Raw genomic sequence first — 12,865 nt, 5'->3', positions numbered from 1 at the left:
GACGGGCCGGCCTCAGGGGGCGGACGGGTCGGCTTCAGGGGGCGACGGTGCCGTCCGCCAGACCGTCGTACAGGCCCTGGACCAGCTGGTCGCCGAGGCGCGCGGCCAGCCGCAGGGACTCCTCGAACTCGGCGAGCGCCCGGAACCGCTCCCCGAACCGGCGCTGTTCGGCCAGGGGCAGGCGCGGCAGCTGGAGGCGGCGCACGTCGAGCCGGGTCGCGGTGGAGGCGTAGCTGCTGGCCTGCCGGGTGTTGGCGGTGGCCCGGAGGAAACCGGCCAGGAACCACGGGTCGAGCGCCGCCGGATCGGGGCGGAGCAGCTGGAGGTTGCGGCCGAGCGCGGCGCCCTCGGCGAGGGAGTCGACGACCCGGACGGCCGCGCCGCCGCCGAGGACCGGGACGACGACGTCCCCGGCGGCGAGGAGCACCGGCTCCTCGGGCGGGCCGTCGGGCAGCGTCCCGGAGGGCGGCTGGGCGGCGAGCACGTCGTGGTCGGTGAGGACGGCGACCGGGGCGGAGGCGGGGGCCGTGCCGGCGCCGCCCGCGCGCAGGGACAGGGCGCCGGCGCGGGCGAGTTCGCCGACGGTGGTCATGGGCCGGCCGAGCCCGGCGGTGCCGGCGGCCGGGTCGGTCACGGGCGGCGGGGTCAGTTCGCGGGTGCGGTGCAGCGTCTCGGTCAGCCGCTCGCGGACCCCGGCCAGCTGGACGGCGCCCTCGGCCGCGGCCGCCGGCGGGAGGTGTCGGGCGGGGGCGAGGTCGACGTCGTCGTCGAGGAGCTCGATGACCGGCACGGAACGGCTCGCGCCCGGGGTCCCGACGAGGGTGCCGTCCCGGTCGAAGGGCGTCCAGGCGTCCATGACGGCGGAGTGCACGGCCGGCCAGTCGAGCCGGTCGCGGCCCTCCCGGCCCGGCCCGGTCTGCTCGGCGGCGGCGTCGACGAGGAGGAGTTCGGCGGCGGGCCGCTCGCCCTGGACGGGCCTGCGCAGCACCCAGAGGTGGAGCGGGATGCCGTACGGCGGGGCGGCGCCGGCCGGGAGGGCGACGACCGCGCGCAGGGCGCCCCGGCGGAGCAGGTCGGCCCGGATGCGGCGGCCGGAGCGGCGGGAGGCGGCGGCGGGCGGCATGAGGAGGACGGCGGTGCCGCCGGGGCGCAGGCGCGCCAGGGCGTGCTGGACCCAGGCGAGTTCGGACTCCGTGCGGGCCGGGAAGCCGTACTCCCAGCGCGGGTCGTAGGCCAGTTCGTCGTGGCCCCAGTTCCGCTCGTTGAAGGGCGGGTGGCACAGGACGGCGTCCGCCGCCAGCGTCGGGAAGGCGTCGGCGCGCAGGCTGTCGCCGGACCGGACGCGGATGTCGGCGTCGGTGGCGAGCGCCAGGCGCAGGGCGGTCAGCGCGGCGAGGTCGTGGTCGGCGTCCTGGCCGCAGACGGCGCCGGGGCTCTCGACCGCGCTCAGCAGGCCGCCGGTCCCGCAGGCGGGGTCGAGGACGGTGAGCGGGACGCCGTCGCGCCCGGCCTTCGGGGTCGCCGCGAGCGCCGCCATGAGGGCGGCGGGGCCGGGCGGGGTGAGCGTGTACTGCCGGGGGTTGGCGTCGAGGTGACGGCCGAGCAGGAACTCGAAGGCCCCGCGGACGCCGGTCTCGGCCGCGAGCTCGGCGGCCCCGCGCAGGAGCGGGAGGGAGGCGGCGAGCGCGGAGGCGGTGGGGGTGAGGACGGCCCGCCCCGGGCCGAGCCGCTCGGTGAGCGTCTCCTCCAGGGCGACGGGCAGCACCTCGGCGAGCCGCCCATCGGGGAGCTCGGCCAGCGTGGGCCAGGCCGCGGACCGGTCCCGTACGAGGAGGAGGGCGCAGCCCGCGTGGACGAGGGCGGTGACGGCCCCGGCCGGGTGGCCCGCGATCTGCTGCCAGACGCGCTCCTTGAGCGGGACCTCGGCCAGCTTGCCCTGGGCCCGGAGCCATCGCTCGACGTCCGCGAGGGCGAAGGACGGGCTGGTCTCCGTCCCTCCGACGGGCTTGGGGAAGTCGGGATGGCGGCGGCGCCAGTTGCTGACGGCGGCCCGGCCGACACCGGCGAGCCGGGCGATCCCGGCGGCGGTCACCTCCGCGCCGCTCGTCTCTGTGGCATCGGGTTCCGTGCCACCCGTGTGCTCCGCACCCGCCTCTGCTGCGTTCTCCGGCACGTGACCCAACTCCCCTGGCTCGCCCTTCTGGCTGTGACACCAATCCTAGCGACGAACGCACGCCACACCACTTCACAGTGTGAGTCGACTCGTTTTTCGTGAACCGTGTTGACTCGGTTCACAGCCTCTGCTGTGATTGACCCATCGAACGAGACATCTTCTCCGTCCGGGAGGACACACCCATGTCGTACGACACCCAGGTCCCGCCCGCCGCCCCGCGGGTCATGCGCAACGGCCTCGGCACCGCGGCCCTGATCCTCGGCATCATCGGCACGGTCTCCGGCTTCATCCCGCTCTTCTTCTGGCTGGCCGGCATCCTCGGCCTGATCGCGCTGATCCTGGGTCTCGTCGGCAAGGGCCGCGTGAAGCGCGGCGAGGCGAACAACAAGGGAGTGGCGCTGACCGGTGTCCTCCTCGGCCTCGCGGCGCTGATCCTCTCGGTGGTCGGCCTGGTCATCACGGTCACGGCCGTCAAGGACGCGGTCGACGAGATCGACAAGTCCATCAAGGACACCGCCCCGAAGGACCCGACGAGCAAGGCCCCGGCGGGCGACGCCGGCAAGGCCGACAAGAAGAGCCAGGGCCTGGAGGACGGCGACAGCGCGGTCTACGACGACGACCTCACGGTCACGGTCTCGGACCCCAAGCCGTACTCCCCCGGCGAGTTCGCGGCGGGCCACACCAAGGGCAACAAGGCCTACCAGGTCACCGTCGTCATCGAGAACAAGGGCAAGGAGAAGTTCGACACCACCCTCGTCAGCCTGAGCGCCACCGCCGGCAAGAACGGCGTCACGGCCGAGGAGATCTTCGACGACAAGGTCGGCACGGGCTTCGAAGGCACCGTCATGCCCGGCAAGAAGGCCACCATCACCGCCGCCTTCGACGCCCCCAAGGACGCCAAGAACCTGACCGTCGAGGTCAACCCCGGCTTCACCTACGACGCCTCGCAGTGGGAGCTGAAGATCGGCTGATCCGGGTCGAGCGCCCGCCTCAGGCACCGGGGCCCTTCGGGGCCCCGCCCCCCGTACCCCCGCACCACCCCTCTCGGAGACACACCACCATGCATGCCGCTCCCCGACGCACCGCCGTCACGGTCCTCCTGTGCGCCGCCTTCGCCCTCGGTGCCACCGCCTGCGGCCCGTCCTCGGACGACGCGAAGCCGGCCGGGCCCTTCGGGGACCTGAGCGGTTCACAGATCGTCGACAAGGCCTTCGCCGCGACGAAGGGCGCGAAGGCGCTGACCGTGGACATCGACCAGCGGGCGGCCGCCGAGCCGATCAAGGCCTACCTGTCCCTCGACTCCCAGGGGCGCTGCGCCGGCACGCTGACCACGGGCGCGACCGACACGGTCGAACTGATCAAGCCGGACGACAAGAACGTGTACATGCGCTTCGACGAGGGCTCCCTGCGCGAGCAGGTCAAGGACGAGGACCCCGAGACGCAGAAGGCCGTGATCAAGCAGCTCAAGGGCCGCTGGGTGAAGGGCTCCGTCTCCGACCCCGACAACAAGGACATGCTGGAGCTCTGCGACCCGAAGCAGCTCCTCGGCGGGTTCGAGCAGGGCGCGAGCGGGATCGAGAAGGGCGCGGAGACCACCGTCGGCGGCCAGAAGGCGCTGGCCCTGACCGAGCCGGGCAAGGGCGGCGAGAGCAGCACGGTCTACGTGGCCACGGAGGGCACGCCGTACGTCCTGCGGATCGTCACGAAGGGCGGCGAGGACCCGGGGACGATCACCTTCTCGAAGTACGGCAAGCCGGCCGAGGCGAAGGCCCCGGCGGCGAAGGACGTCGTCGAGACCGAGTGACCGGCACGCGCTGACCGGTACGCGCGAGAGGGCCGTCACCCGGGGGGGAACGGCCCTCTCGCGCGTACGTCCGGCGTCTCAGGCCCGGTGCCGGACCCCTCAGATCCGGTGCCGGACCCACACGTTGGGCTCCACGTACACCGCGTAGCCGCGCGTCGCCTCGCAGTGGACCGGGACCAGCGCGCCCGGGACCTCGACCGGGCCGTCCGTGTCGAAGGGGAGGCCGGTCCACTTCCGCCACTCCTCGACGGAGCCGGAGACCGTCATCGAGGCCGGGGCCACGGACTCGATGACACCGCCCGCGCGCACGTGGACGCGGAGCCACGGGTCGTGCGGCAGTCCGTCGGCCTCACGCGTGCGGAAGGCGTACTCGTGGATGGAGGCCTCGACCTCCAGGTGCTTGCCGTTGGGGCGGACCGGGGCGACCAGCTCGGCGAAGCCGAGCCGGCCTGCGTTATCCCGCAGGCCGGCGAGCATCCGGTGCGAGATCCCCTTGCCGAGGTGGTCGAGGCCGACGGTGATCTCGATCGCGCTCACGGTGTCGGCCTCCCGGCCGTGCCGCAGGTCGGAGAAGGCCCGGTTGAGGACCTCGTCCCAGCCCCGGGCGGGCAGCTCGCGGCGGCCCTCCGCGTCGAGCCGGAAGGGCACGCTGAGGCCGCGGGCGACGACCGCGCCCCCGGCGTCGGTGGCGACGAGCACGTACTCCGGGAACTCCCGGACGATCCGGCCCATGGCGGCCCAGCCGACCGGGTCGTACATCATGAACTCGGGCCACAGGTCCTTCATGGACCACATCGCCCCTTCGAGCCCGGGACGTTCGGCGAGGGTGGTGACGGTCAGGTCCATGCGGCCAGGCTAAGGACCGCCCTTCCCGCCGCCCAAACGTTTTTCCGTGGCAGCCGCGGCGGTCCGGCGGCTACGGGAGCCTCTGCTGCGGGCAGGTGTCGAGGACCCGCTTCATCGCGTCCCGCTCCCCCGCCGTCACCCACACTCCGTACTTCTTCTTCACCGCGATCTGCCGGGCCACGTACGCGCAGCGGTACGCCCGGTTCGGCGGCAGCCAGGTGGCGGCGTCGCCGTCGGACTTGCGGCGGTTGGTCGAGGCGTCCACGGCGAGGAGGTTGAGCGGGTCGTTGGCGAAGCGGCGCCGGGTCTCGGCGTCCCACGTCCGCGCCCCCTTCTGCCAGGCGTCGGAGAGCGCGACGACGTGGTCGATGTCGACCTTGGAGCGGCCCCGGACGTAGCGGACGGTGGTGCCGGTGTACGGGTCGTCGGCGAGGGTGCCGGAGGCGACCTTGCAGTGGCCGTCCGTGAAGCGGACGCCGGTCAGGTCCCGCTTGAGCACGTCGTCACGGGTGCCGCAGCCGTTGCCGTCGACGTCGGCCCAGGCCCGGCCGAACTTCTCCCGCTCGTAACCGGTCATCGGGGCGCGGCCCTTGACCGCGAGGGTGTCCACGGCGGCGAGCGCCGTCCCCGGCGCGGCGGACCCGCCGCCGGAGTCCCCCGGGGTGCCGGTCCCGGGCGAGCAGGCGGTGGCGAGGAGCACGGAGACGACGAGGGTCGGGGCGGCGAGGGTCCTTCGGTACGTCAGCACCCTGGAATCCTAGGCCGGAGGGCCCCGCCCGTTTCCTACCGATGGTCCCGGGCGGGAGAGGGCGAGGGCCCAGACCGCCGGACCGAAGCCCCGGCCGACGAGGGCGAGGGCCCGGCCCGCCGGACCGAAGCACCGGCCTGGCGAGGGCGAGGGCCCGGCCCGGCAAGGACAAGGGCCCGGCCCGGCGGACCGAAGTCCCGGCCCGGCGGGGCGTCCCCGGCCGCCCTCACACCTTCCCGATGCCGAGGGTGTTCTCGGAGGGCAGCAGGCCGGAGCCGATGACGGCGAGCCAGGGGCCGCCGAGGAGGTCGGCGAGCCGGTCGGTGTCCTCGGGGCCGAGGGCGTCCCACGGGCCGGCGGCCAGTTCGTCCGTACGCCGCTCCACCTCCGCGCGCAGGGCCCGGCCCTCCTCCGTGGCGGCGCCGTCCGCGTCCAGGAGCCCCCGGGCCGTCAGGCGCTCGCGGGCGGCCCGCCACGCGTCCGCGCTCCAGCCCCGGCTCTCGAAGACCGGTTCCGGCGCGGCTCCGACGGCCGCGAAGGAGACGAGGGACTCGGCCGGGTCGAGGCCGGCGGCGACCAGGGCGGCGATGTGGCCGTCGCCCCGGTGCTCGCGCAGGATCGTCGCCGCCTGCCACAGGACGAGGTGCGGGGCGTCGGGCCAGGGCAGTTCGGCGTGGGCGGCGGCGAGCGGGCGGCCTTCGTGGCCGGCCGCCCCGGCGGCGCGGCGGGCGAGGGCCGCGGCCTCGGCGAGTTCGGGGCTCGCGACGGCGTCCTCGCCGAGGACGGACCGGTAGATCCGGTCGACGGCGCGGAGCCGGGCGGCGAGCACGTCGGCGGGGGCGGCGACCTCCCAGGCGGCGGGGACGTGCCGGGCGACCTTCTCGGGGCTGAAGCCGTAGAAGGCGGAGGCGACGCGGACCGGTCCGACGGGGCCGAGGGCGGCGGCGCGCCAGGCGAAGTAGGAGGGCCAGCGGTCGGCCGTCTCGTAGCCGAGGGCGTCCGCCTCCTCGAAGGCCTCGGGGGCGTAGTAGAGCACGGCGTGCAGGGGTTCGAGCAGGTGCCACATCTGACGTACGCGAGCGGTCTCCATCGGGGTGCTCCTTCACCTCGCCACCAACTTGACAGTGACTAGATTGCGCCCGCCCACCAAACTTGTCAATGCCTAGATTGCGGCTAGGCTGCTGCCATGACGAGCGACCGCGACACGAAGAGCACGCCCCGGAGCACCTACCACCACGGCGACCTGCGGCAGGCCGTCCTCGCCGCCGCCCTCGACGTGATCGCCGCCGAGGGACCCGGCGCGCTCAGCCTGCGCGACCTCGCCCGCCGCGCGGGCGTCTCGCACGCCGCCCCCGCCCACCACTTCAAGGACCGCACCGGCCTGCTCACGGCCATCGCCGCCGAGGGGTACGAACTCCTCGCCGAAGCGCTGCGAAGCTCACCCGGACTGCGCGAACGCGGCGTGCGCTACGTCCGGTTCGCCGTCGCCCACCCCGCGCACTTCCAGGTCATGTTCCGGCCCGAGCTGCTGCGCGCCGACGACCCGGACCTCCTCGCCGCCAGGGAACGCGCCTCCGCCGAACTCCGCACGGGCGTCGCGGACCTGGCGGACGTCCCCGACTCCCGGCAGGCCGGCATCGCCGCCTGGTCGCTCGCCCACGGCTTCGCGACGCTGCTCCTCACCCACAACGTGACGGCGGCGCTCGGGGACCAGGACCCCGAGGAGTACTTCCGCTCGATGGCCGGACTGCTCTTCGCCGCCCAACTCCCCATCCCGGACGGGGAATAGCCCGCGTCAGCCCGTAATTGACGAATACATGCGAACCTCGAACACCCTCCGCCGCGCCGCCCTCGCCCTCCTCACCACCGGCACCCTCGCCCTGGCCCCCACCGCCCTCGCCGACACCGGCCACCACGGCTCCCACGGCCAGGCCTGGCGCGGCGCCTGGGCCGCGTCCCCCCAGTCGGCGGCCGCGCCGCTCGGCCCCAACTGGTCGCAGCAGGGCTTCGACAACCAGACGGTCCGCCAGGTCGTCCGCGTCACCGCCTCCGGCACCCGGACCCGCATCGAGCTGACGAACCGTTACGGCACCGGCCCGCTGCGGATCACCGGCGCGACCGTCGCCCGTACGGCAGCCGGAAAGACCGCCGGAAGCGCGGTCGAACCCGGCTCCGTGCGCACGCTCCGCTTCGGCCACCGGCCGTCCGTGACGATCCCGGCCGGCGAGACCCTCCTCAGCGACGCCGTGAACCTCCCCGTCGAGGCCTTCGAGCAGCTGACCGTCACCCTCTACCTCGCGGGCCCGACCGGTCCGGCGACCTTCCACTCCTTCTCCTCGGCCACCAGCTACCGCGCCGAGGGCGACCACCGCGCCGACCTCTCCGGCGCCGCCTTCAAGGAGACCAGCAGCTCCTGGTACTTCCTCTCCGGCGTCGAGGTCACCGGCGGCCGCGACACCGCCCGCCGCGACGGCATCGTCGCCTTCGGCGACTCCATCACCGACGGCGTCGGCTCGACGACGGACGCCGACAACCGCTACCCGGACGAGCTCGCCGAGCGCCTCGCCGCCACCGGCCGGTCCCGCGCCGTCCTCAACCACGGCATCGGCGGCAACGAGGTCGTCAACGACACCAGCTGGGCGGGCGAGAAGGCCGTCGCGCGCTTCGAGAAGGACGTGCTCACCGAGAAGGGCGTGAGCACGGTGATCCTCCTGGAGGGCATCAACGACATCGGCGGCAGCGGCCCGGCCTTCCCGGGCGGACCGACCCCAGAGGTCTCCGTGGACCGGCTCATCGAGGGCCACCGCACCCTCATCCGCCAGGCCCACGCCAAGGGCCTCAAGGTCGTCGGCGCCACCCTCACCCCGATCAAGGGCTCCTTCTACGACACCCCGGTCAACGAGGCCAAGCGGGAGGCCTTCAACACCTGGGTCCGCACCTCGGGCGCGTACGACGCCGTCGTCGACTTCGACCGCGCCGTCGCCGACCCGGCCGACCCGGACCGCATCCTGCCCGCGTACGACTCGGGCGACCACCTCCACCCGGGCGACGCGGGCTACGCGGCGATGGCGGAGGCCCTGGACCTCGACGAGCTGTAGACGAGCCGCAGACGAGCTCCGGCGGCCGCACGGCAACGTGACGGCCGAACGGCGGCGTGACAACCGGTACGGCGGCATGACAACCGGTACGGCGCCGTGACAGCCGAACGGCGGCGCCCCCGCTCCAGGGGGGCGCCGCCGTACGCCCTCAGCCCCCGAGGATCGTCGTCAGGAACTCGCCCGTCCACGCGAGGAGTTCCCGGCCCACCACCGGCTTCCCGCCGATCTTGCCGGTCGTCGGGCGCGGCACCAGGATCTGGTGGACGGCCGGCTTGACGACCGACTTCGGGTGGAGGCGCTTGAGCCGCAGCTCCTGCGACTCGCGCAACTCCACCGGCGCGAAGCGGATGTTGGAGCCCTGGAGGACGATCTCGCCGACGCCGCAGGCACGCGCCAGCATCCGCAGGCCCGCCACGAGGAGCAGGTTCTCCACCGGCTCGGGCAGCTTGCCGTACCGGTCGGCGAGCTCCTCGCGCACGGCCCTGATGTCCTCCTCCGAGTTCGCCGAGGCGATCGCGCGGTAGGCCTGGAGCCGCAGCCGCTCCCCCGGCGCGTAGTCGTGCGGCACGTGGGCGTCGACCGGGAGCTCGATCTTCACCTCCAGCGGGGCCTCCTCCTCGGCGCCGCCCTCCATCTGCGCCCGGTAGTCGGCGACCGCCTCGCCGACCATTCGTACGTACAGGTCGAAGCCGACGCCCGCGATGTGACCGGACTGCTCGCCGCCGAGCAGGTTGCCCGCGCCGCGGATCTCCAGGTCCTTCATGGCGACGTACATGCCGGCGCCCATCTCGGTGTGCTGGGCGATCGTCGCGAGCCGCTCGTGCGCGGTCTCCGTGAGCGGCTTCTCCGGCGGGTACAGGAAGTACGCGTACCCGCGCTCCCGCCCTCGTCCCACACGGCCGCGCAGCTGGTGGAGCTGGCTGAGGCCGAAGTTGTCGCCGCGCTCGACGATCAGGGTGTTGGCGTTGGAGATGTCGATGCCGGACTCGACGATCGTCGTCGAGACGAGCACGTCGAACTTCTTCTCCCAGAAGTCGACGACGACCTGCTCCAGGGCCTGCTCCGACATCTGGCCGTGCGCCGTCGCGATCCGCGCCTCCGGGACGATCTCGCGCAGCCGGGCGGCCGCCCGGTCGATCGAGTCCACCCGGTTGTGGATGTAGAAGACCTGGCCCTCGCGCAGGAGTTCGCGCCGGATCGCGGCGCCGATCTGCTTCTCCTCGTACGGCCCGACGAAGGTGAGGACGGGGTGCCGCTCCTCGGGGGGCGTCGTGATCGTCGACATCTCGCGGATGCCCGTCACCGCCATCTCCAGGGTGCGCGGGATCGGCGTGGCGGACATCGTCAGGACGTCGACGTTGGCCCGGAGCTTCTTCAGCTGCTCCTTGTGCTCGACGCCGAAGCGCTGCTCCTCGTCGACGATGACCAGGCCCAGGTCCTTGAACTTCGTCTCGGAGGAGAAGAGGCGGTGGGTGCCGATGACGACGTCGACCGAGCCCTCCCGCAGCCCCTCCATCGTCGCCTTCGACTCGCTCTCCGACTGGAACCGCGACAGCGCCCGCACCTTCACCGGGAACTGCGAGTACCGCTCGCTGAACGTGCCGAAGTGCTGCTGCACGAGCAGCGTCGTCGGCACGAGCACCGCGACCTGCTTGCCGTCCTGGACGGCCTTGAAGGCCGCCCGCACCGCGATCTCCGTCTTGCCGTAACCGACGTCGCCGCAGATCAGACGGTCCATGGGAACGGTCTTCTCCATGTCCTCCTTCACCTCGGCGATGGTGGACAGCTGGTCGGGCGTCTCCGCGTACGGGAAGGCGTCCTCCAACTCCCGCTGCCAGGGCGTGTCCGGGCCGAAGGCGTGCCCGGGCGCCGCCATGCGGGCGCTGTACAGCTTGATCAGGTCGGCCGCGATCTCCTTGACGGCCTTCTTCGCGCGCTGCTTCGTCTTCGTCCAGTCCGCGCCGCCGAGCCGGTGCAGCGTCGGCGCCTCGCCGCCCACGTACTTGGTGACCTGCTCCAGCTGGTCGGTCGGGATGTACAGCCGGTCGCCGGGCTGGCCGCGCTTCGCCGGCGCGTACTCGACGAGGAGGTACTCGCGGGTCGCGCCCTGCACGGTCCGCTGCACCATCTCGATGTAGCGGCCGACGCCGTGCTGCTCGTGCACGATGTAGTCGCCGACCTCCAGGGTCAGCGGATCGATCGTCTTGCGGCGCTTGGCGGGCATCCGCTGCCCGTCCTTGCCGGCCGCCTTCTGCCCCGACAGGTCGGTCTCCGTCAGCACCGCCAGCCTGAGCGCCGGGTCGACGAAGCCGTGGTCGATGGAGCCGCACGCCACGTGCACCACGGACGGCGAGATCTCGGACAGGTCCGCGTCGAGGCGGGCGGCGATGCCCTCGCCGCCGAGGACCTCGACCGTACGGGACGCGGGACCGTGCGCCTCCGTCACGTACACCGTCCGCCAGCCGTCGGCCAGCCAGCCCTTGGTGTCGGCGAGCGCGCGGGCGGTGTCGCCGCGGTACGACTCGGGGGCGTGCATCCCGAGGGTGAGCGTGTCGGCGCTCTCGTCGACGTCCGCCGCGAACGGCGACACCGACCACCAGGCCATGCCCAGCTCGGCCGCCCGGTCCCGGACGTCCGCGATCCCCCACAGGGAGGCCGCGCCGACGTCGATCGGGGCCTCGCCGCCGCCGGCGGTGGCGGCCCAGGACGCCTGGAGGAACTCCTGGCTGGTGGCGACGAGGTCGGCGGCCCGGGTCCGCACCCGCTCCGGGTCGCAGACGACGGCCATGGCCCCCTTGGGCAGGACGTCGAGCAGGAGCTCCATGTCGTCGACGAGGACGGGCGCGAGGGACTCCATGCCCTCGACGGCGATCCCCTCGGCGATCTTGCCGAGCAGCTCGCCCAGTTCGGGGTGCTCCTCGGCGAGCGCGGCGGCCCGCTCCCGCACCTCGTCGGTCAGCAGCAGCTCACGGCAGGGCGGCGCCCACAGCCCGTGCTCGGCGACTTCGAGCGAACGCTGGTCGGCGACCTTGAAGTACCGGATCTCCTCGACGTCGTCGCCCCAGAACTCGATCCGGAGCGGGTGCTCCTCGGTCGGCGGGAAGACGTCCAGGATGCCGCCGCGGACCGCGAACTCGCCGCGCTTCTCGACGAGCTCGACGCGGGAGTACGCGGCGGCGGCGAGCCCCTCGACGACCTCGTTCAGGTCGGCGGTCTGGCCGGAGCGCAGCGCCACCGGCTCCAGATCCCCCAGCCCCTTGACCTGCGGCTGGAGCACGGACCGGATGGGCGCGACGACGACGGAGACGGGCCCGGCGGCGGGGTCGTCGTCGCGGGGGTGCGCGAGGCGGCGCAGCACGGCGAGCCGGCGCCCGACGGTGTCGGAGCGGGGGGAGAGCCGCTCGTGCGGCAGGGTCTCCCAGGAGGGGTACTCGACGACCGTGTCCGGATCGAGCAGCGACCGCAGCGCGGCGGCGAGGTCTTCGGCCTCCCGGCCGGTCGCCGTCACCGCGAGCACCGGCCGCCCCGAGTCCCGGGCGAGCGCCGCCACGGCGAACGGTCGCGCGGCCGCCGGACCGACCAGGTCCACGTGCGGGCGGTTCCCGTCGGCGGCGGCCTTCACCGCCTCGGCGAGGGCGGCGTCCTTGACGACGACATCGAGCAGACCGTGCAGGCTCATGAAGCTTCCATCCCGGGTTCGGACGACGGGGGCGGGCAACGCGAACAGCCCGACACGTCACACGGGCCGGGTGGTCCCGGGCCCCTGGGGACCCGGTCGCCCCCAGCCTACGACGCCCCTCGGACACCCGCGCCCGCTACACACCCCGCGCCCGTGCTGGGCGGCGCCCCCTGCCCGTACGGGCCGCGCCCTGCGGGGCAGTGCCCTCGCCCACCCCCGTGTGGGCAATCGTCCCGCTGGGGCGGGACGGGTGGGCACACGGGACGGCGCCCTTAGCGGCGCCTCCGCGTCCCGCGCCTGAACCCGCACCACGGGATCGGTGCACCAAGGGGTGCGGGTCAGGGCGCGACAGCCTCTGGCGCCGGCAGGGCGCGGGTCCGTTGTGCCCACCCGTTCCGCCCCAGCGGAACGACTGCCCACAACGGGGGCGCGGGGGTGGGCACTGCCCGGCGGGTGCAGCCCGCAACGGGGGCGGGGGCACCGCCCCGGCGGGGCGGTGCCCACAGCGGCGGGGCGC

9 protein-coding genes are annotated in these 12,865 nt (G+C 73.9%); 4 read left to right on the top strand and 5 right to left on the bottom strand.

Annotation, left to right across the window (positions count from 1 at the left end):
• Window positions 1–34: 34 nt before the first annotated feature.
• Window positions 35–2,092, bottom strand: a complete 2,058-nt coding sequence (locus ACIGW4_RS22115; protein WP_359587909.1) for an N-6 DNA methylase — start codon at window positions 2,090–2,092, stop codon at window positions 35–37.
• 263 nt (window positions 2,093–2,355) lie between these two features.
• Here ACIGW4_RS22115 and ACIGW4_RS22110 point away from each other — a divergent pair, with 263 nt between their 5' ends.
• Together ACIGW4_RS22110 and ACIGW4_RS22105 are read left to right on the top strand one after the other, a co-directional pair.
• On the top strand, window positions 2,356–3,144 hold the full coding sequence (locus ACIGW4_RS22110) for a DUF4190 domain-containing protein (RefSeq protein WP_399582434.1): 789 nt from the start codon (window positions 2,356–2,358) through the stop codon (window positions 3,142–3,144).
• Window positions 3,145–3,233: 89 nt separating this feature from the next.
• Window positions 3,234–3,977: a hypothetical protein gene (locus ACIGW4_RS22105; RefSeq protein ID WP_123459170.1), complete on the top strand. Its 744-nt coding sequence runs from the start codon at window positions 3,234–3,236 to the stop codon at window positions 3,975–3,977.
• A gap of 99 nt (window positions 3,978–4,076) precedes the next feature.
• Here the strand turns inward: ACIGW4_RS22105 and ACIGW4_RS22100 are convergent, their stop codons facing one another.
• The 3 genes from ACIGW4_RS22100 to ACIGW4_RS22090 all read right to left on the bottom strand — a co-directional run bounded on the left by ACIGW4_RS22100 (window position 4,077) and on the right by ACIGW4_RS22090 (window position 6,661).
• A complete protein-coding gene (locus ACIGW4_RS22100) occupies window positions 4,077–4,823 on the bottom strand; it encodes an N-acetyltransferase (RefSeq protein ID WP_399582432.1) in 747 nt (248 codons plus the stop codon).
• A 70-nt stretch (window positions 4,824–4,893) separates the two neighbouring features.
• Window positions 4,894–5,571, bottom strand: coding sequence for an HNH endonuclease family protein (locus tag ACIGW4_RS22095; RefSeq protein ID WP_185094948.1), 678 nt, complete (start codon window positions 5,569–5,571; stop codon window positions 4,894–4,896).
• Between the two features lie 226 nt (window positions 5,572–5,797).
• A complete protein-coding gene (locus tag ACIGW4_RS22090) occupies window positions 5,798–6,661 on the bottom strand; it encodes a hypothetical protein (protein WP_123459168.1) in 864 nt (287 codons plus the stop codon).
• Window positions 6,662–6,757: 96 nt separating this feature from the next.
• Between ACIGW4_RS22090 and ACIGW4_RS22085 the strand changes: the two genes are divergently transcribed.
• Together ACIGW4_RS22085 and ACIGW4_RS22080 are read left to right on the top strand one after the other, a co-directional pair.
• The gene (locus ACIGW4_RS22085) at window positions 6,758–7,360 is read left to right on the top strand and encodes a TetR/AcrR family transcriptional regulator (RefSeq protein ID WP_399582429.1); all 603 of its coding nucleotides are present in this window, start codon (window positions 6,758–6,760) and stop codon (window positions 7,358–7,360) included.
• 28 nt (window positions 7,361–7,388) lie between these two features.
• Window positions 7,389–8,669, top strand: coding sequence for an SGNH/GDSL hydrolase family protein (locus tag ACIGW4_RS22080; protein WP_399582427.1), 1,281 nt, complete (start codon window positions 7,389–7,391; stop codon window positions 8,667–8,669).
• A 148-nt stretch (window positions 8,670–8,817) separates the two neighbouring features.
• On the opposite strand, the gene mfd is transcribed toward ACIGW4_RS22080, so the two are convergent.
• Window positions 8,818–12,348: a transcription-repair coupling factor gene (mfd, locus tag ACIGW4_RS22075; RefSeq protein ID WP_123459165.1), complete on the bottom strand. Its 3,531-nt coding sequence runs from the start codon at window positions 12,346–12,348 to the stop codon at window positions 8,818–8,820.
• Window positions 12,349–12,865: the final 517 nt, after the last annotated feature.

Source organism: Streptomyces sp. NPDC053513, from assembly GCF_044544765.1.
Lineage (GTDB): Bacteria > Actinomycetota > Actinomycetes > Streptomycetales > Streptomycetaceae > Streptomyces > Streptomyces litmocidini.
This window is presented reverse-complemented; position numbering and strand designations above follow the sequence as displayed.

Excerpts from the sequence above, each read along its gene's own strand:
- ACIGW4_RS22110 (WP_399582434.1), top strand. The coding sequence starts at position 2,356 with ATGTCGTACGACACCCAGGTCCCGCCCGCCGCCCCGCGGGTCATGCGC.
- ACIGW4_RS22105 (WP_123459170.1), top strand. The coding sequence starts at position 3,234 with ATGCATGCCGCTCCCCGACGCACCGCCGTCACGGTCCTCCTGTGCGCC.
- ACIGW4_RS22100 (WP_399582432.1), bottom strand. The coding sequence starts at position 4,823 with ATGGACCTGACCGTCACCACCCTCGCCGAACGTCCCGGGCTCGAAGGG.
- ACIGW4_RS22090 (WP_123459168.1), bottom strand. The coding sequence starts at position 6,661 with ATGGAGACCGCTCGCGTACGTCAGATGTGGCACCTGCTCGAACCCCTG.
- ACIGW4_RS22085 (WP_399582429.1), top strand. The coding sequence starts at position 6,758 with ATGACGAGCGACCGCGACACGAAGAGCACGCCCCGGAGCACCTACCAC.
- ACIGW4_RS22080 (WP_399582427.1), top strand. The coding sequence starts at position 7,389 with ATGCGAACCTCGAACACCCTCCGCCGCGCCGCCCTCGCCCTCCTCACC.
- mfd (WP_123459165.1), bottom strand. The coding sequence starts at position 12,348 with ATGAGCCTGCACGGTCTGCTCGATGTCGTCGTCAAGGACGCCGCCCTC.